The organism is Streptomyces monomycini, from assembly GCF_022271435.1.
Classification (GTDB): domain Bacteria; phylum Actinomycetota; class Actinomycetes; order Streptomycetales; family Streptomycetaceae; genus Streptomyces; species Streptomyces monomycini.
Genome location: NZ_JAFIQY010000004.1, coordinates 20,488 through 39,107, shown reverse-complemented (window position 1 = coordinate 39,107; position 18,620 = coordinate 20,488). Strand labels below are relative to the sequence as shown.

The window sequence follows — 18,620 nt, the reverse complement described above, 5'->3', positions numbered from 1 at the left end:
CCATGAGCGGAGTCACCCGCACACCCACCCACCTCACCCAGGGCGGCACGACCGACGCGGGCATCGGCGCCTCCACGCTCCGCCCGGACGGCACCCTCAAGGTGACCGGCGAGTTCGCGTACTCCTCGGACATGTGGCACGAGGACATGCTGTGGGGCTTCACCCTGCGCTCCACCGTCGCGCACGCCGAGATCGTCTCCATCGACACCTCCGAGGCGCTCGCCCAGTCCGGCGTCTACGCGGTCCTCACCTACGACGACCTGCCCACGGACGTGAAGAACTACGGCCTGGAGATCCAGGACACGCCCGTCCTGGCGCACGGCAAGGTCCGCCACCACGGCGAGCCGGTCGCGCTGGTCGCGGCCGACCACCCGGAGACCGCCCGCCGCGCCGCCGCCAAGATCCGGATCGAGTACGCCGAGCTGCCGCTGGTCACCGACGAGGAGTCGGCGACCCGCGAGGGCGCCCCACTGGTCCACGAGCACCGCGACGATCACCACGTCGAACACGTACCGCACCCGAACATCGTGCACCGCCAGCCGATCGTGCGCGGCGACGCGGAGGCCGCGGCCCGCCGCGCCGACGTGATCGTCACCGGCGAGTACGTCTTCGGCATGCAGGACCAGGCGTTCCTCGGCCCGGAGTCCGGCCTCGCGGTGCCCGGCGAGGACGGCGGCGTCGACCTGTACGTGGCCACCCAGTGGCTCCACTCCGACCTGCGCCAGATCGCGCCGGTCCTCGGCCTGCCCGAGGACAAGGTCCGGATGACGCTCTCCGGCGTCGGCGGCGCGTTCGGCGGCCGCGAGGACCTGTCGATGCAGATCCACGCCTGCCTGCTCGCGCTGCGCACCGGCAAGCCCGTGAAGATCGTCTACAACCGGTTCGAGTCGTTCTTCGGGCACGTCCACCGGCACCCCGCCAAGCTCTGGTACGAGCACGGCGCCACCAAGGACGGCAAGCTCACCCACCTCAAGTGCCGCATCGTGCTGGACGGCGGCGCCTACGCGTCCGCCTCCCCGGCCGTCGTCGGCAACGCCTCCTCCCTCGCCGTCGGCCCGTACGTCGTCGAGGACGTGGACATCGAGGCCATCGCCCTGTACTCGAACAACCCGCCCTGCGGCGCCATGCGCGGCTTCGGCGCCGTCCAGGCGTGCTTCGCGTACGAGGCGCAGATGGACAAGCTCGCCGCGAAGCTGGGCCTGGACCCGGTCGAGTTCCGGCAGCTCAACGCCATGGAACAGGGCAGCCTGCTGCCGACGGGCCAGGAGGTCGACTCCCCGGCGCCGGTCGCCGAGCTGCTCCGCCGCGTCAAGGCGATGCCGCTGCCGCCGGAGCACCAGTGGGAGACCACCGAGGGCGCCGACGTCCGCGCGCTGCCCGGCGGACTGTCCAACACCACGCACGGCGAGGACGTCGTACGCGGCGTCGGCTACGCCGTCGGCATCAAGAACGTCGGCTTCTCCGAGGGCTTCGACGACTACTCCACCGCCCGCGTCCGGATGGAGGTCGTCGGCGGCGAACCGGTCGCGACCGTGCACACCGCGATGGCGGAGGTCGGCCAGGGCGGCATCACCGTCCACGCGCAGATCGCCCGTACCGAGCTGGGCGTCGAGCAGGTCACCATCCATCCGGCGGACACCCAGGTCGGCTCGGCGGGCTCCACCTCCGCCTCCCGGCAGACCTATGTCACCGGCGGCGCGGTGAAGAACACCTGCGAGAACGTGCGCGAGCAGGTCCTGGAGCTGGGCCGCCGCAAGTTCGGCACCCACCACCCGGCGTGGGCCACCGCCGAACTCGTCCTGGAGGGCGGCAAGGTCGTCACCGACGGCGGCGAGGTGCTCGCCGACCTCGTGGACGTCCTGGAGGACGAGGCCATCGACCTCGAACGCGAATGGCGGCACCGCCCCACCGAGCCGTTCGACCTGCGCACCGGCCAGGGCAACGGCCACGTCCAGTACTCCTTCGCCGCGCACCGCGCGGTCGTCGAGGTGGACACCGGACTCGGCCTGGTCAAGGTCATCGAACTGGCCTGCGCCCAGGACGTCGGCAAGGCGCTCAACCCGCTCTCCGTCGTCGGCCAGATCCAGGGCGGTACGACGCAGGGCCTCGGCGTGGCGGTGATGGAGGAGATCATCGTCGACCCGAAGACTGCCAAGGTGCGCAACCCCTCCTTCACGGACTATCTGATCCCCACCATCCTCGACACGCCGACCATCCCGGTCGACGTGCTCGAACTCGCCGACGAGCACGCCCCGTACGGGCTGCGCGGCATCGGCGAGGCCCCCACCCTGTCGTCCACCCCGGCCGTCCTCGCGGCGATCCGGAACGCGACCGGGCTCGAACTGAACAGGACTCCGGTCCGTCCGGAGCACCTCACCGGTACATAGCCGCTCCGGCGGGACAGCCGTACGCGGTGCCGGTCACCGCCGTACGGCTGCCCCGCCGCAGGCGCCTGGGCCGTCCCCCGGGTCGTGCAGCCGATGTTCCATCCCAAATCTCGCGGCGCGGTGCGCGCGTGACGCGAGGGCCCCTATGAACCTTGGGAGTAAGGCACCATGACCCAGCAGTTCCTGGAGCCACCGACCACGGCGGAAGACGCGGGCGCCGGCTCGCGGCAGCCCGCCGGCCGGTCCTGGCTCGACCGTTACTTCCACATATCCGACAGAGGGTCGACGGTCGCGCGCGAGGTGCGCGGCGGCATCACCACCTTCATGGCGATGTGTTACATCCTCCTGCTCAACCCCCTCATCCTGGCGACGCCGGACGTCGAGAAGACCACCCTGTCCGGCGCCGGGGTGGTCACCGCCACGGCGCTCGCCGCGGCGGCCTGCACCCTGCTGATGGGCTTCGTCGGCAAGGTGCCGCTGGCCCTCGCTGCCGGGCTGAACGTTTCCGCGGCGCTGACCTCGCAGGTCGTCCCGTACATGACGTGGCCGCAGGCCATGGGCATGTGTGTGCTGTACGGCGTCGTGATCATGCTCCTGGTGGTCACCGGCCTCCGCGAGATGATCATGAACGCCATCCCGCTGGCCCTCAAGCACGCCATCACCATGGGCATCGGGATGTTCGTGGCCCTGCTCGGCCTGGTGAAGGCCGGCTTCGTCGGCAAGGGCACCGGCGGCCCCGTACAGCTCGGCCTGACCGGCGAACTCTCCGGCTGGCCGGTCCTCTTCTTCGCCGTCACGCTGCTGCTGATCTTCATGCTCCAGGCCCGCCACGTCCCCGGCGCCATCCTCATCGGCATCGTCGTCGGCACGATCCTGTCCGTGCTCGCCACCAGCCTCGGCGGCCTGACCGACAAGGACTGGGGCGGCACCTCGCCCGAGCTGCACGGCAGCGCGGTGGCCGCGCCCGACTTCGGGCTCTTCGGGCACGTCGAGTTCGGCGGCTGGGACCAGATCGGCGCGATCACCGTCGGCATGATCGTCTTCACCCTGGTGCTGGCCGGCTTCTTCGACGCCATGGCCACCATCATCGGCGTCGGTACGGAGGCCCGGCTCGCCGACGACAAGGGCCGGATGCCGGGCCTGTCCAAGGCGCTGTTCGTCGACGGCGCGGGCGGCGCGATCGGCGGTGTCGCGGGCGCGTCCGGCCAGACCGTGTTCATCGAGTCGGCCAGCGGCGTCGGCGAAGGCGCCCGTACCGGCCTGTCCTCGGTCGTCACCGGCCTGTTCTTCGCGGCCTGCCTCTTCTTCACCCCGCTCACCCAGCTCGTGCCCGCCCAGGTCGCCGCGGCCGCCCTGGTCGTCATCGGCTCGATGATGATGGGCGCCGCCAAGCACGTGGACTGGAGCGACCGATCGGTGGCCGTCCCGGTGTTCCTCACCGTGGCGCTGATGCCCTTCACGTACAACATCACCGCGGGCGTCGGCGCGGGCGTCGTCGCCTACACCGCCATCAAGACCGCGCAGGGCAAGTGGCGGGAGGTCGGCGCCTTCATGTGGGTACTCGCTGTGATCTTCCTCGTCTACTTCTCGCTGCACCCGATCGAGAACTGGCTGGGCGTCAAGTAACGCCTGCTCAGCACCCACCCGTAAGGAGACCGACATGCTGGACATCGCCGACGAGCTGCACCGGTGGGCCCGGCAGGGACGCCCCTTCGCCGTGGCCACCGTCGTGGCCACCAGCGGCAGCGCACCCCGCCAGCCCGGCGCCGCACTGGCCGTCGACCGCGACGGCACGGCGATCGGGTCGGTCTCCGGCGGATGTGTGGAGGGGGCGGTCTACGCGTTGTGCCAGGAAGCGCTGCGCACCGGGGAAACGGTGGTGGAGCGCTTCGGCTACAGCGACGAGGACGCCTTCGCGGTCGGCCTGACCTGCGGCGGCGTCCTCGACATCCTCGTCACTCCGGTACGGCCGTACGACGCGGAGGCACCGGGTGCACCGGGTGTACTGGGCGCGCCGGGTGCACCGGGCGCACCGGGCGCACCGGGTGCACCGGGCGCGCCGGAGGACGGCGGTCCGGCCCGTACGGAGGACGGTACGGGCCGGACCGCCACCCTCACCGCAGCCCTGGCCGCCGCGGCCGCGGGCGAAGCGGCGGCGGTGGCCCGGGTTGCCGGCGGCCCGACCCGCCTCCTGGGCGGCGCCCTGCTCGTACGCCCCGACGGCAGCGTGACCGGCACCCTTGGCGGCCACCCGGACCTGGACCGCACCGCCGCCCACGAGACCCGCGCCCTGCTGGACGCGGGCCGCACCGCCACCGTCGAGATCGGCGCCGACGGCTCCCGCTGCGGCGAACCCGTCCGCCTCCTCGTGGAGGCCTCCGTCCCCGCCCCCCGCATGATCGTCTTCGGCGCCATCGACTTCGCCGCCGCCCTCGTACGGGCCGGGAAGTTCCTCGGACACCACGTGACCGTCTGCGACGCCCGCCCCGTCTTCGCCACCCGCGCCCGCTTCCCCGACGCGGACGAGATCGTCGTCGACTGGCCGCACCGCTACCTCGAAACCCAGGAACTCGACGCCCGCGCGGCCCTGTGCGTCCTCACCCACGACGCCAAGTTCGACGTCCCCCTCCTGGAACGCGCCCTGCGCCTGCCCGTCGCCTACGTCGGCGCCATGGGCTCCCGCCGCACCCACCTGGACCGCCTCGCCCGCCTCCGCGCCATCGGCCTGACCGAACTCGAACTCAACCGCCTGCGCTCACCCATCGGCCTCGACCTGGGCGCCCGCACCCCCGAGGAGACGGCGCTGTCCATCGCCGCCGAGATCGTCGCCAACCGCCGCGGCGGCACCGGCACCCCTCTGACGGGCGCCCACACGCCTATCCATCACGACCACCCCGCGCCCCTGGACCGCATAGGGCCGGCTTCGGTGGCGTGAGGGGGCGGAGCGGACGACGGCGCGCACGGCACGGTTCCCGGAGCCGAGTGCGACTATGACGCCCGGCAGTGGGACGTGGTGGAGGGCTGAGGGGGAGAGACCTCAGCGCGTCGCGTGCAGCTCCAGGTCCACCACCAGCGCCCGGTGGTCCGTGTCCGGCAGGTCCAGGAAGCGGGCCGCGCGGGGGCACAGGGCTTCGCTGACCAGGACGTGGTCGATCTGGGCGCCCAGTACGGGAGTGGTGCGGGCGGGCCAGGACGGGGTGCGGGGGCGGCCGGCCCGCCGGGCGCTGTCGTGCAGGCCGGTGTCCAGGACGGCCCGGAAGGCGGCGTGGTCCTGGGAGGAGTTGAAGTCGCCCGCGATGAGGAGAGGTTCGGGGCCGCGGGCGGACGCCAGGTCGCGGAGACGGCCGAGTTCGGTGCGCCAGGTAGCCAGGGAAGCGGGCAGCGGAGGCATGGGGTGGGCCACCTGGAAGCGCAGGCGGTGGCCGGAGACGGTGACGGCCGCGCGGGGCATGGCGAGTTCGCCCGCCACCGCGCCGTCCGGTCGCAACGGGAACCGGCTCAGTACGGCGGAACCCTCGGACGCGCCGTACCCGGCGAGCAGGCGGAAAGGGTAGGCCGCGCGGACGGCGGGGGAGTCCAGGGCCGTGGTGCAGCGCTCCGGATCGCACTCCTGGACCGCTACGAGGTCGGGGCGCTCCCGCCGCAGCGCGGCCAGCAGCCCGTCCGTGGCGCGGCCGAATTCGAGGTTCGCGGTGAGGACGCGGAGGCGGGTGAGGGGCGCACCGTGTGACGCGTGGGCGTCGTCGCCGTACGGCCGGACGAACGCCGTCAGGCCGATCAGCACGGCGGCGGCCCAGAACAGGCCCGGCCGCCAGCGCGCCGCGAAGGACAGCGCCAGGGCGAGCCCGGCGGGCACCAGCAGCCAGGGCAGGAAGGCGAGCAGCTGCGGTACGGGCGTCACGCCGTCCGAACCGGCGGCGCGGAAGACGAGGGGGACGGTGGCGACGAGGAGGAGGGCGCCCGCGACGACCGTGGCCGCCCGCCGCCGTCGCGGTGCCGTGCCGGTCGCAGCGGCCGTGGCATTTCCCGTCGCCATAGGACGATGATGCCGTACCGGAGGGCGGGTGCGAGGTGAATCACACCGGCGCTTGAAGAATTCTTGGCCGAAAGGGGGAGAGGCCGGCGGGCCGGGTATGGCATTATGCGGTGGTGAGGGTGCCGGAACGCACGGCGCCCGGGTTTGTGTCCGCGCGAGCAAGGAGGTGATCGGGATGAGTCCCGAAGGAAGTCCTTGCCGCAGCGTTGCAGTGTGCTGACTGCTGATTTCGCCTGACTTCCCGTGAGCTGACACCGGCGCCCCGCAGGGGCCCGGTGCGCCGCCACGCTGTGTGCCCCTACCGCTGAGAACTGCCGGGCGCCCGCCCCGGAACCGCCGTGCGCGGCGATGACGGCGGCTGCCGGCGTGCGTTGCCCCCCGGCCGTTTCTTCTCCGCTTCCCGCATTTCCGTGCCCTTTTCCGTGTGCCGCACGCAACGCGCCATGCGGAAATGCGGACGACTGCGCCGAGGTGCTTTTCAGCGTGCGTTCTTTTCCCTTTCCCGTGATGTCACTTCACCGATAACCGAAATTCCCTGTGCCGGGGCCCCGCGCCACCGGGTCATGCCGTCATGCCTTCATGCCGTCCTGACCCGATGCCGCCGCGCCCCTGTACGGAGGGAGGTTCTGCCATGACCGACCTGCTCACCCCCGAGAAGCTCGCTCCGCCGGGCCACCGCCCGCGCCGCCGGGAGCGGAAGGCCGCCGAGCTGGCGGCCCGTACCCGCGCCGTCGGCGAGAACCTGGCCGCGATCAGCACGCGCCCGGCGTCCCGGGTCCTCCAGGACCTGCGCGCCGGACGCGACGGTCTGCTCCAGGAGAACGCCGAGGCCCGCCTGGAGCGCGACGGCCCCAACGTCGTCGCGCACGAGCGTCCGCCGCGCTGGTACGTGCAGCTGGCGAAGGCGTTCTGGAACCCGTTCATCCTCGTGCTCACGGGCCTGGCCGCCGTCATGTACGTGCAGTGGCTCCAGGCCGCCGACGAGGAGCCCTTCGACCCCAAGATCCCGATCCTCGGCGCGATGGTGCTGATCAGTGCACTGCTGCGGTTCTGGCAGGAGTACCGCTCGGGCAGCGAGGCCGCCGCGCTGCGCGCCCTGGTCACCACGACCACCGCCGTACAGCGCAGGGCCGCCCGTACGCAGGCTCCGGCCACCGTGGAGGTACCGGTGGCGGACGTCGTGCGCGGCGATGTCGTCGTGCTGGCCGCCGGTGACCTCGTACCGGCCGACCTGCGGCTGCTGTCGGCCAAGGACCTCATGGTCGCCCAGGCCGCGCTCACCGGCGAGTCGCTGCCCGTCGCCAAGGCCGACACCCGGGCCGAGGACCGTGGTCAGCATGCGACCGCCGACCCGGTGGAGGCGGACAACCTGGCGCTGGCGGGCACCTCCGTCACCTCCGGCACCGCGACCGGCGTGGTTGTCGCCACCGGGCGGGACACCTACTTCGGGTCGATGGCCGGTTCGCTGGCGGGCGAGCGCCCGGAGACCAGCTTCGACGCCGGGGTGAAGAAGGTCAGCTTCCTGCTGATCCGTTTCATGCTGGTGATGGTGCCGCTGGTGTTCGCCGTCAATGGCCTCACCAAGGGCGACTGGGCCGAGGCGGTCACCTTCGCGGTGGCGGTCGCGGTGGGCCTGACGCCCGAGATGCTGCCGATGGTGGTCACCACCAACCTGGCGCGCGGCGCGGTCGCCATGGCGAAGCGCAAGGTCGTCGTCAAGCGCCTGAACGCCATCCAGAACCTCGGCGCGATGGACGTGCTGTGCACGGACAAGACCGGCACGCTGACCGAGGACCGTGTCGTCCTGGACCGCTACCTCGACGTACACGGCCACGAGGACGGCGAGGTGCTGGAGTACGCCTACCTCAACAGCCACTTCCAGACGGGGCTGCGCAATCTCATGGACCAGGCCGTTGTCGACCGGATGCACGAGGCCGAGGAGGTGGTCGTCGACGCGCGGTTCACGCTGGTCGACGAGGTCCCCTTCGACTTCGCGCGGCGCCGGATGTCGGTGGTGCTGCGGCGCGACGGCCTCGACGGGCCGGCCACCGAACACCTCCTCGTCACCAAGGGCGCCGTGGAGGAGGTCCTGGCGCTGTGCACCCATCTCGGCGACGGCGGCCGGCGGGTGGAGCTGACGGACGTACTGCGCCGGCAGGTCGCCCTGACCGCCGAGAACCACAACCGGCAGGGCCTGCGGGTCCTGGCGGTGGCGACCCGCACGCTGCCCGCCACCCGCGAGACGTACGGCGTCGCCGATGAGAAAGGGCTGACCCTGCGCGGCTTCCTCGCCTTCCTCGACCCGCCGAAGCGGGACGCCGCCGAGGCCCTGCGGGCCCTGGCCGGCAGCGGTATCGCCGTCAAGGTCGTCACCGGCGACAACGAGCTGGTCGCGGCGCGGGTGTGCGCCGACGTCGGTATCGAGGCGGGCACCGTCGTCACCGGCCCCTACCTCGATCTGCTCGACGAGCCGGAGCTGGCCGCCCTGGTCCGCACGACGACCGTGTTCGCCAAGGTCAACCCCGTACAGAAGGCCCGGATCGTCCGCGCGCTCCAGGGCGCCGGGCACACCGTCGGCTTCCTCGGCGACGGCATCAACGACGCCGCGGCGCTGCGCGAGGCGGACGTCGGCGTCTCGGTGGACACCGCCGTGGACATCGCCAAGGAGTCCGCCGACATCATCCTGCTGGAGAAGGACCTGACCGTCCTCGGACAGGGCGTCCTCCAGGGCCGCCGGACCTTCGGCAACACCATCAAGTACATCAAGATGACGGCTTCCTCCAACTTCGGGAACGTCTTCTCGGTACTGGCCGCCTCCGCCTTCCTGCCGTTCCAGCCGATGCTCGCCACCCAGCTGCTCGTACAGAACCTCTGCTACGACATCTCGCAGCTCGCCACGCCCTGGGACCGGATGGACGAGGAGTACGTGCGCAAGCCGCGGACCTGGGACGCCCGGGGCATCGGGCGGTTCATGCTCGTCCTCGGCCCGACCAGCTCGGTCTTCGACATCACCACCTTCCTGCTGATGTGGCACGTCTTCGGGGCGGACAGCGCGGCGCACCAGGCGCTGTTCCAGTCCGGGTGGTTCGTCGAGGGGCTGCTGACGCAGACGCTCGTGGTGCACATGCTGCGCACCCGCAAGATCCCGTTCGTGCGGTCCCGGGCCACCTGGCCGGTGCTGATGATGACGGCCCTGGTCATGGCGTTCGGCATCGGCCTGCCGTTCTCGCCGCTGGCCCCGGCGCTCGGCCTGACGGCGCTGCCGCTGGGCTACTTCCCGTGGCTGGCCGGGACGCTGCTGGCGTACTGCCTGCTGACCCAGGGCGTGAAGGCCTGGTACATCCGCCGGTTCAACACCTGGCTGTGAGCCGCCGATGGAGAAAGGGGGCCGTCTCCGGGCGGCCCCGCACCGGCGCATCGAGGAGGAGCGCGGATCATGGTGAACGAGTGGCAGCTGGCCGGCAACATCGCCGCCGGCCTGGGGTTCGGCGCGGTCATCGGCCTGGAACGGCAGTGGCGCGCCCGGATGGCGGGGCTGCGCACCAACGCGCTGGTCGCCGCCGGTGCCGCGCTGTTCGTCCTGCTGTCCCAGTACGGCTTCGCGGCCGCGACCAGCACCACCGGCTACGACGGATCGCGGGTCGCCGCGCAGATCGTCTCCGGCATCGGCTTCCTCGGCGCCGGTGTCATCATGCGCGACGGACTGAACGTACGCGGCCTGAACACCGCGGCCACGCTGTGGTGCTCGGCCGCGGTCGGCGCTCTGGCGGGCACCGGCCTGTACGTGGTCGCGGCGCTCGGCACGGCCGGGGTGGTCGGCGCGAACCTGGTGCTGCGGCCGCTCGGCCGGCGGATGGACCGGGAGCCGGGCGGCGGCGCGGAGGTCGCGACCGACTACTACTTCGAGGCGGTGTGCCTGGAAACCGAGGAGGCGCACATCAGGACGCTGGTCGTGCAGGCCGTCACCCGGTCCGGCTTCCGGCTGCGGGCGGTGCACAGCCGCGACGACGGCGCCGCCCGGCCGGACGACGGGACGCCGCCGAAGGTCACCGTCGCCGCCGAGCTGACCACCGAGCGGCGCGACGACAGCCTCCTCGAAGAGGCGGTCAGCCGGCTGTCGCTGGAGCCCGCGGTGTCGGCCGTGAGCTGGACCGTGCTGAACAACCCGGACGGCGGCGAGGGCGACTACGGCGAGCCGTACGGTGCGGACTACGGCGACCGCGGGCAGCACGGGCGCCGCCACCGGGTGCGGGACTTCTTCTCGGGGCCGGGCGGACCGGCCGGGCCCGGCGGCCCGTCGCGTAAAAGCGGGTGACGGCGCGCGGGGCCCGGCGTTACCGTCCCTCAGGTGACCACGGACATACGGGACATCCCTGAAGCTCACGTCGACCGGGCACTCGACCTCGCGCACCTCGCCTTCCATGTGACGGCCGGCGACGCCACCCGCAAGCGCCAGCGTGAACTGCTGCTGAACTGCGAGCGGGTGGGCGCCTACGACCACGAGGAGATCGTCGGCTTCGCCGCGGCGCACCGCCTGGGCCTCTCCGTGCCGGGCGGCGAACTGCCCGTGGCCGAGCTGGACTTCGTCTCGGTCGCGCCCACCCACCGGCGGCGCGGTGTGCTGACAGCCATGATGGGGGAGCTGCTGGGCCGCTGCGCCGCCGGCCACCGGCCGCTGGCCTGCCTGTGGGCGTCGGAGGAGGCGATTTACGGCCGCTTCGGCTTCGGCCCCGCCACCGAGGCGTACGCCGTCGAGATCAACACCACCCGGCCCCTGGCCCTGCGCGTCACGCCCGACCCGCGCCCGCTGCGGCTGATCGCCCCGGCGGACACCTTCACCGTCCTCGCGCCGCTGTACGAGACGGGCCGGGCGCGGCGCGGCGGACGGCTCTCCCGCGACGAGGCGTGGTGGCGGCGCGCGGCGCGCACCGACGACGAGGCCGGTGACGACGCGAAGGACGGTCCGCCGCGCGTCGTCGTCCTCGGCGACAAGGACGCTCCCGCCGCCGGATACGTCGTCTACCGGGTGGGGGAGAAGGGCACCGTCACCGTGGACGAACTGGAGGCGGACGACGCGCCGGCGGCCGCCGCCCTCTGGTCCTACCTCGCCTCCATCGACCTGACGCGCAAGGTGCAGGCCTGGGCGGTCGCCCCCGACGATCCGCTGCTGCACTTCGCCGCCGACCGCGACCAGGTGCGCGTCACCGGCCAGTGGCCCGCGATGTGGCTCCGGCTGGTGGACGCGGAACGGGCGCTGACCGCCCGCTCCTGGGCCGCGCCCGTCGATCTCGTACTGGACGTGCGCGACGCCACCCTGCCCGCCAACGCCGGCCGCTTCCGGCTGACGGCGGGCCCGTCCGGCGCCGCCTACGGGCCCACCGGCGACCCGGCCGACCTGGCCCTGGACGTACGGGACCTGTCGGCCTGCTACCTCGGCGGCGTCCTGGTGCGGCGATTGGTCCAGGCCGGGCTGGCCGAGGAGCACACGCCCGGCGCGGCCCGGATGCTGGACGCCGCGCTGGAGACGGAGCACCTGCCGCTCGCCGGGGAAGGCACCTGAGGGGCGAGGACGGCTGAGGACCGCTGAGGACCGCTGGGGGCGCGCGGTGGCCGGAAGCGGAGCACCGTGCCGCACTCCGCCGTTTGGGTGCCGCGCGGCCGGGCACCCGGCGCCGTGTTCCGAGTCCCGATCGTGCGAAGGAGCGTTCCATGACCGACATCTGGGGCTACCCGGCCGGCGCCGGCCACACGGCCGGCACGGACCTCGCGGGCTACAAGGTCGAGGCCACGGACGGCGGTATCGGCAAGGTCGACAAGCACTCCGACGAGGTGGGCTCCGCCTGGATCGTGGTCGACACCGGAGTCTGGATCTTCGGCAAGCACGTCCTGCTGCCGGCCGGCGTCATCGCGTCCGTGGACACCGCCGAGCGCAAGATCTACGTCTCCCGCACCAAGGAAGAGATCAAGAACTCGCCGGAGTTCGACAAGGAGAAGCACCTGAACAACCCGGACTACCACCAGCAGCTCGGCTCGTACTACCAGCCGCACCACAAGTAGACCGGCGCGGCCTGACCTTCCGCGGCCGAGGACGGGGCTCCCGGGCCCGTCCTCGGCCGTGTCGTGCCCTGCCCCCTTCCCGCCTGCCGTGACACGCTCAAGCGGCCGGCAGATGTGCCTCGGCGAAGGCCACGGCATCGGCGACGGCCCGGTCCGCGGCGGGCAGGTGACCGGCGAGCAGATGCCACACGTGTCCCATCCCCGGCGCGACGTCCAGACGGACGGCCACCGCGTCCTCGGCCAGCTTGGCGGCCAGCCGGACGGCATCGCTGAGCATGACCTCGTGACCGCCGACCTGGATCAGGACCGGCGGCAGCCCGCGGGTGTCGGCGAAGACGGGGGAGGCCAGCGGGCTGCTCGGCGGGGCGCTGCCCAGGAAGACGTCCGCGGCACGGCGCAGCCCCGCGCGGCTGACGGACGGATCGACGCCGTCGAGGGTGAACATCGTCGCCCCCGTGTGTTCGAGGTTGGCCCAGGGCGAGACGGCGATCGAGGCGGCCGGGAGGGGAAGCCCCTGGTCGCGGGCCGCGACCAGGACGCTGACCGCCATCGCACCGCCGGCCGAGTCGCCGGCGAACACCACGTTCTCGGGCGCGGCACCCTGTTCCAGCAGCCAGCGGTAGGCCGTGACGGCGTCGTCGACGGCGGCGGGGAAGACCGCCTCGGGCGCCGGCCGGTAGTCCGGCACCAGGACGCGGGCGCGCAGCCGCCGGGCGAGTTCGCCGGTCAGGCCACGGTAGCCCCGCGGGTCGCCGACGAGGTAGGCACCGCCGTGTAGGTAGACCAGGTGCCGTCCGGGGACGGCGGCCGCGGGGACCGCCGACTCGGCGGCCACCCCGTCGGCGTCCACCGGGGTGAACGTCACTCCGTCCGGCGCCGGAAAGCAGTCCTGGAAGAACCGCCGGTAGGCGAGCCGGGCGTCGTCCAGGCTGTCGGGCCCCCGCCCGGCGGCGGCGTCGATGACGTCGCCGCTGCGAGCCGCCCAATCCCGGTAGAAGGCGGGAACATCGATCGTGACCATGACTGGTCCTCCTCCTGCGCAGTCGCACCGCGGCCGCGTCCCGGCCGCCCCGCGAGTCTCCGGCCTTCACATTGATGGGAAGGTCAAGCGGAGGGGCCGGAAGCGGAGTCGTAGGCTCAAGCGCATGCGGATCGGAGAGTTGGCAGAGCGCACCGGCACCTCCCGGCGTCTGCTGCGCTACTACGAGGAACAGCGGCTGCTCACGCCCGGACGGTGCGGCAACGGCTACCGTGCGTACGAGGAGGCGCACGTGGGCCGCGTGCTACAGATCAAGGGACTGCTCGACGCCGGGCTGCCGACCCGGATCATCCGGCAGATCCTGCCCTGCCTGGACGGGCCCCCAAGCATCCACTTCGACGATCTGACGCCGGAGATGACGGACGTTCTGGAACATGAGCACGATCAGCTGACCCGGCGCATCGACTGCCTGACCCGCAACCGGGACGCGATCGCCGGCTATCTGGAGACGGTACGGGGCATGCGGGTCCGCCGGTCCGAGGCCGCGCGGGGGCGAGGCTGAACGGCCCGGCCCACCCGGCTCACGGCAGCAGCCCCGCCCGCCGTGCCGCCACCACCGCCTGGAGCCGCGAGTGCACGCCCAGCTTGCGCATCGCGGACCGGAGGTAGCTCTTGACCGTCTCCGGGCGCAGGCCCAGGCGTTCCGCCGTCATCGCGTTGGTCGCGCCGGAAGCCACGCACGCCAGGACGTCCACCTCGCGCGGAGCCAGCACCGTGCCGTCCGCCCGGCCGCGCCCGTCGTCCGTCCGGCCGTGTCCGTCGTCCGTCCGGCCCCGCCCGGGAGCGGACGCCGCCGCCAGCCGACCGCACGCCGCCAGCATCTCGTGCCGCAGCACCGGGTCCGCGACGCGCTGCGCCAGGGCCCGCAGGTCGCCGTGTGCCTCCCGGACCTCCTCCCAGGCCGCCGGGTCGGCCGCCGCGGGCTGCCGGGCGACCGACAGCAGCCGCTGCGCCTCGTCCTGGAGCAGCAGGGCCTGTTCCAGTTCGCGGGCGGCTTCCATCGCGGCGGACAGCGAGCGGTCGCCGAGCTGTACGGGACGGCGCAGCGCCCCGTACAGCACCCCGCGCACCCGCCGCCGTACGACGACCGGCACCGCGAGCACGGAACACAGCCCCTCGGCCGCCACGGCGGCGTCGTACTCGTGGCTGATGACGGCGGACGCGTGGTAGTCGGTCACCGCGAAGGGGCGGGTGAGCACGGCCGCCTTGCCGCCGAGGCCGTTGCCGTGCCGGACGGCCAGGCCGTGCAGTGCGGCGGTCCTGGCGCCCGTCAGCTCGCTGATGCGGTAGCGGCCGGTGCCGTACCGCAGTCCGCCGAACGCCACCGGCAGCCCGCTCGTCCGCCGCAGCCGCGACAGCGCCGCCCGTACGTCGGCGGACCCGCCGCACTCCGATTCGACCCGCACGCCGAAACCTCCGCTTCCCCCCGTTCGGGGGTGGTGAGACCTGCGTCACTGATTACACGATGGCGGTAGGCGGTGCGGCAATGAGGAGGACACATGGCGGACACGGGAACGACAGGTGCGACGGGTGGTACGGACGGTATGGGGGAGGTTGCTCCTGATACGGAAGTGACGAAAGCGGTGGATGCGGCGAGCCGCACGGGCGCCGGCGCCCCCACCCCCGGCCCCGGCGGCGCCCCCGACCCCACCGCGGAGTTCCGCGCGGCGCGGGACTTCCTCCTCCGCCACCGCGAGGACTACGACGCCGCCCGCGGGGGCTTCACCTGGCCCCGCCCCGCGCACTTCAACTGGGCGCTGGACTGGTTCGACCGGATCGCCGACGGCAACGGCCGTACCGCCCTGCACCTCGTCGAGGAGGACGGCACCCACACCCGCCGCACCTTCGACGAGCTGCGCCGCGTCTCCAACCGGGCCGCCAACTGGCTGGCCGCACAGGGCGTACGCGCCGGCGACCGGATCGTGGTCATGCTCGGCAACCAGGCCGAGCTGTGGGAGACCGCCCTCGCCGCGATGAAGCTGCGGGCCGTCGTCATCCCCGCCACCCCGCTGCTCGGCCCGCTCGACCTGGCCGACCGCGTCGGACGCGGCCGGGCCCGGCACGTTCTCGTACGGGCGGCGGACACCGGCAAGTTCGCGGCCGTACCCGGCGACTACACCCGCATCGCGGTCGGCGGGGACGCCGCGACGGCCGCCGCGGGCTGGCTCGCCTACGAGGACGCGTACAGCGCCCCCGAGACGTACGAGCCCACAGGGCCCACCCGCGCCGACGACCCCCTGATGCTCTACTTCACCTCCGGCACCACGGCCCGCCCCAAGCTCGTCGAGCACACCCACACGTCCTACCCCGTCGGCCACTTGGCGACGATGTACTGGATCGGCCTGAAGCCCGGCGACGTCCACCTGAACATCTCCTCACCCGGTTGGGCCAAGCACGCCTGGTCCAATCTCTTCGCCCCCTGGAACGCCGAAGCCACCGTCTTCCTGCACAACTACACCCGCTTCGACGCGGCCCGGCTGATGGCCGAGATGGACCGGGCCGGCGTCACCAGCTTCTGCGCACCGCCGACCGTGTGGCGGATGCTCATCCAGGCCGACCTGACGGCGCTGAAGAACCCGCCGCGCGAGATCGTCGCGGCCGGCGAACCGCTCAATCCGGAGATCATCGAACGGGTACGGGAGGCCTGGGGCGTCACCATCCGCGACGGCTTCGGACAGACCGAGACCGCCGTCCAGGTCGCCAACACCCCGGGCCAGCCCCTCAAACCGGGCTCCATGGGCCGCCCCACCCCCGGTTTCGAGGTCGTCCTGCTGGACCCGGTCACCGGCCGGCCCGCCGACGAGGGCGAGATCGCCCTGGACCTGTCGGCCCGGCCGGTCGGCCTGACCACCGGCTACCACGGCGACCCGGAGCGCACCGCCGAGGCGATGGCCGGCGGCTACTACCGCACCGGCGACATCGGTTCGCGCGACGCCGACGGTTATGTCACTTATGTCGGCCGGCGGGACGACGTCTTCAAATGCAGTGACTACAAGGTCTCACCCTTCGAGCTGGAGAGCGCACTGCTGGAGCACGAAGCGGTCGCCGAGGCCGCCGTGGTGCCCGCGCCCGACCCCGTACGGCTGGCCGTGCCCAAGGCGTACGTGGTGCTGGCGGCCGGCTGGGAGCCTGGCCCGGAGACCGCGGCGGAGCTCTTCGCGCACTCCCGCGCGGTGCTCGCCCCGTACAAGCGGGTGCGGCGGCTGGAGTTCGCCGACCTGCCCAAGACGGTCTCGGGCAAGATCCGCCGTGTGGAACTGCGCGAGCGCACCGCCGAAGAGGGCGGCGGCGCCGCCGAGTACCGAGAGGAAGACCACCGATGACCGACATGAGCAGGCCGCCGAGCCACCCGCCGGGACCACGGGAGAGCGGCGCGGAGCACCGCCGGGAGGCGTACACACGGGGCGAGACCGGCCGGCCGCTGCTCGACCGCACCATCGGCGCCGACCTGGACCGCGCGATCGGCCGGTTCGGCGACCGCGAGGCGCTGGTCGACGTGGCGGGCGGGCGCCGCTGGACCTACGCGGAGCTGGGCCGGGCGGTGGACGAGGTCGCGCTCGGACTGCTGGCCAAGGGCGTCCGCAAGGGCGACCGGGTCGGCATCTGGGCACCCAACTGTCCCGAGTGGGTGCTGGTGCAGTACGCCACCGCCCGCATCGGCGCCGTCATGGTCAACATCAATCCCGCCTACCGTGTGCACGAACTGGCGTATGTGCTCAAGCAGGCCGGGATGAGCGTGCTGGTCTCCGCCGTCGCCCACAAGAGCAGCGACTACCGGCGGATGATCGAGCAGGTACGGGCCGAGAGCCGGGCCCTGCGCGACGTGGTCTACATCGACGACCCTACCTGGGACGGCCTGCTGGCGGCCGGCGCCGCGGTGCCGCAGGCGAAGCTGGCCGCCTGCGCCAAGGAGCTGTCGCCGCACGACCCGGTCAACATCCAGTACACCTCCGGCACGACCGGCTTCCCCAAGGGCGCCACCCTCTCCCACCACAACATCCTCAACAACGGCTTCTGGGTGGGTGAGACGGTCGGCTACACCGAGCACGACCGGGTCTGCCTGCCGGTGCCCTTCTACCACTGCTTCGGCATGGTCATGGGCAACCTCGGCGCCACCACGCACGGCGCCTGCATCGTCATCCCGGCCCCCGCCTTCGACGCGGCGGCCACCCTGCGGGCCGTCCAGGAGGAACGCTGCACCTCCCTGTACGGCGTACCGACGATGTTCATCGCCGAGCTGGACCACCCGGACTTCGCCACGTACGACCTGTCGTCGCTGCGCACCGGCATCATGGCGGGCTCGCCGTGCCCCGAGGAGGTGATGCGGCGGGTCGTCTCCGAGATGCACATGGCCGAGGTCTCCATCTGCTACGGCATGACCGAGACCTCCCCGGTCTCCACCCAGACCCGGCGCGACGACGACCTGGCGCACCGGACCGGCACGGTGGGGCGGGTGCTGCCGCACATCGAGGTCAAGGTGGTGGACCCGGCGACCGGCGCGACCGTACGGCGCGGTGAGCCGGGCGAACTGTGCACCCGCGGCTACAGCGTGATGCTGGGCTACTGGGAGGAGCCGGAGCGCACCGACGAGGCGATCGACGCGGAGCGCTGGATGCACACCGGCGATCTCGCGGTGATGAACGACGACGGGTACCTGCGGATCGTCGGCCGGATCAAGGACATGATCATCCGGGGCGGGGAGAACGTCTACCCGCGCGAGATCGAGGAGTTCCTCTACACCCACCCCAAGATCGCGGACGTACAGGTGGTCGGCGTCCCGGACGCCAAGTACGGCGAGGAGATCGCCGCCTGCGTCATCCTGCGCGACACCGCGGACGGGCTCACCCGTGACGAGCTGGCCCGCTTCTGCCGCTCCCGCCTGGCGCACTACAAGGTGCCGCGGTACGTGCACGTCCTCGACGCCTTCCCGATGACCGTCAGCGGCAAGGTCAGGAAGGTCGAACTGCGGGAGCGGCTGGCGGCGCGGCTGACGCCGGAACCGGAAGGCGCGGCCGGACGGGCCGCCGCTCCGGAACCGTCCGGTCCCGTCGAAGCGGCTCAGACGTAGCGGTCAGACGCAGCGCTCAGACGCTGCGGTCAG

13 protein-coding genes are annotated in these 18,620 nt (G+C 72.5%); 10 read left to right on the top strand and 3 right to left on the bottom strand.

Going from position 1 to position 18,620, the window contains the following annotated elements; genetic code table 11:
- The first annotated feature begins 2 nt into the window (after nucleotides 1-2).
- From JXZ78_RS06580 to JXZ78_RS06570, 3 genes are all read left to right on the top strand, one after another.
- Nucleotides 3-2,387, top strand: coding sequence for a xanthine dehydrogenase family protein molybdopterin-binding subunit (locus JXZ78_RS06580; protein ID WP_030018798.1), 2,385 nt, complete (start codon nucleotides 3-5; stop codon nucleotides 2,385-2,387).
- Between the two features lie 168 nt (nucleotides 2,388-2,555).
- Entirely contained in the window at nucleotides 2,556-4,013 is a 1,458-nt protein-coding gene (locus JXZ78_RS06575; protein ID WP_030018797.1) for an NCS2 family permease, read from the top strand.
- A 34-nt stretch (nucleotides 4,014-4,047) separates the two neighbouring features.
- The gene (locus tag JXZ78_RS06570) at nucleotides 4,048-5,322 is read left to right on the top strand and encodes an XdhC family protein (protein ID WP_030018796.1); all 1,275 of its coding nucleotides are present in this window, start codon (nucleotides 4,048-4,050) and stop codon (nucleotides 5,320-5,322) included.
- Nucleotides 5,323-5,424: 102 nt separating this feature from the next.
- Here the strand turns inward: JXZ78_RS06570 and JXZ78_RS06565 are convergent, their stop codons facing one another.
- Nucleotides 5,425-6,423, bottom strand: a complete 999-nt coding sequence (locus JXZ78_RS06565; RefSeq protein WP_030018795.1) for an endonuclease/exonuclease/phosphatase family protein — start codon at nucleotides 6,421-6,423, stop codon at nucleotides 5,425-5,427.
- Between the two features lie 631 nt (nucleotides 6,424-7,054).
- On the opposite strand from JXZ78_RS06565, the gene mgtA reads away from it, so the two are divergent.
- The 4 genes from mgtA to JXZ78_RS06545 all read left to right on the top strand — a co-directional run bounded on the left by mgtA (nucleotide 7,055) and on the right by JXZ78_RS06545 (nucleotide 12,480).
- A complete protein-coding gene (mgtA, locus tag JXZ78_RS06560; protein ID WP_030018794.1) occupies nucleotides 7,055-9,790 on the top strand; it encodes a magnesium-translocating P-type ATPase in 2,736 nt (911 codons plus the stop codon).
- 69 nt (nucleotides 9,791-9,859) lie between these two features.
- A complete protein-coding gene (locus tag JXZ78_RS06555; RefSeq protein WP_050502218.1) occupies nucleotides 9,860-10,738 on the top strand; it encodes an MgtC/SapB family protein in 879 nt (292 codons plus the stop codon).
- Between the two features lie 33 nt (nucleotides 10,739-10,771).
- Nucleotides 10,772-11,983 (top strand): GNAT family N-acetyltransferase, encoded by a 1,212-nt coding sequence (locus JXZ78_RS06550; protein ID WP_030018792.1) that lies wholly within the window; start codon nucleotides 10,772-10,774, stop codon nucleotides 11,981-11,983.
- Nucleotides 11,984-12,132: 149 nt separating this feature from the next.
- A complete protein-coding gene (locus tag JXZ78_RS06545; protein ID WP_030018791.1) occupies nucleotides 12,133-12,480 on the top strand; it encodes a PRC-barrel domain-containing protein in 348 nt (115 codons plus the stop codon).
- A 97-nt stretch (nucleotides 12,481-12,577) separates the two neighbouring features.
- Here JXZ78_RS06545 and JXZ78_RS06540 read toward each other — a convergent pair whose 3' ends face one another.
- On the bottom strand, nucleotides 12,578-13,501 hold the full coding sequence (locus JXZ78_RS06540) for an alpha/beta hydrolase (protein WP_078624065.1): 924 nt from the start codon (nucleotides 13,499-13,501) through the stop codon (nucleotides 12,578-12,580).
- Between the two features lie 124 nt (nucleotides 13,502-13,625).
- Here JXZ78_RS06540 and JXZ78_RS06535 point away from each other — a divergent pair, with 124 nt between their 5' ends.
- Nucleotides 13,626-14,021 (top strand): MerR family transcriptional regulator, encoded by a 396-nt coding sequence (locus JXZ78_RS06535; RefSeq protein ID WP_033037297.1) that lies wholly within the window; start codon nucleotides 13,626-13,628, stop codon nucleotides 14,019-14,021.
- Nucleotides 14,022-14,040: 19 nt separating this feature from the next.
- Here JXZ78_RS06535 and JXZ78_RS06530 read toward each other — a convergent pair whose 3' ends face one another.
- Entirely contained in the window at nucleotides 14,041-14,925 is an 885-nt protein-coding gene (locus tag JXZ78_RS06530) for a helix-turn-helix transcriptional regulator (protein ID WP_030018788.1), read from the bottom strand.
- 177 nt (nucleotides 14,926-15,102) lie between these two features.
- Between JXZ78_RS06530 and JXZ78_RS06525 the strand changes: the two genes are divergently transcribed.
- Both JXZ78_RS06525 and JXZ78_RS06520 read left to right on the top strand, forming a co-directional pair.
- Complete coding sequence (locus JXZ78_RS06525; RefSeq protein ID WP_050502217.1) at nucleotides 15,103-16,842, top strand: AMP-binding protein; 1,740 nt, start codon at nucleotides 15,103-15,105, stop codon at nucleotides 16,840-16,842.
- Nucleotides 16,839-18,587 (top strand): AMP-binding protein, encoded by a 1,749-nt coding sequence (locus tag JXZ78_RS06520; protein ID WP_030018786.1) that lies wholly within the window; start codon nucleotides 16,839-16,841, stop codon nucleotides 18,585-18,587. The genes JXZ78_RS06525 and JXZ78_RS06520 overlap by 4 nt, the downstream gene beginning before the upstream one ends.
- The last annotated feature ends 33 nt before the right edge of the window (nucleotides 18,588-18,620 follow it).

Coding starts and splice junctions, on each gene's coding strand:
- JXZ78_RS06580 (WP_030018798.1), top strand. CDS start 3: ATGAGCGGAGTCACCCGCACACCCACCCACCTCACCCAGGGCGGCACG.
- JXZ78_RS06555 (WP_050502218.1), top strand. CDS start 9,860: ATGGTGAACGAGTGGCAGCTGGCCGGCAACATCGCCGCCGGCCTGGGG.
- JXZ78_RS06540 (WP_078624065.1), bottom strand. CDS start 13,501: ATGGTCACGATCGATGTTCCCGCCTTCTACCGGGATTGGGCGGCTCGC.
- JXZ78_RS06520 (WP_030018786.1), top strand. CDS start 16,839: ATGACCGACATGAGCAGGCCGCCGAGCCACCCGCCGGGACCACGGGAG.
- mgtA (WP_030018794.1), top strand. CDS start 7,055: ATGACCGACCTGCTCACCCCCGAGAAGCTCGCTCCGCCGGGCCACCGC.
- JXZ78_RS06535 (WP_033037297.1), top strand. CDS start 13,626: ATGCGGATCGGAGAGTTGGCAGAGCGCACCGGCACCTCCCGGCGTCTG.
- JXZ78_RS06565 (WP_030018795.1), bottom strand. CDS start 6,423: ATGGCGACGGGAAATGCCACGGCCGCTGCGACCGGCACGGCACCGCGA.
- JXZ78_RS06545 (WP_030018791.1), top strand. CDS start 12,133: ATGACCGACATCTGGGGCTACCCGGCCGGCGCCGGCCACACGGCCGGC.
- JXZ78_RS06570 (WP_030018796.1), top strand. CDS start 4,048: ATGCTGGACATCGCCGACGAGCTGCACCGGTGGGCCCGGCAGGGACGC.
- JXZ78_RS06575 (WP_030018797.1), top strand. CDS start 2,556: ATGACCCAGCAGTTCCTGGAGCCACCGACCACGGCGGAAGACGCGGGC.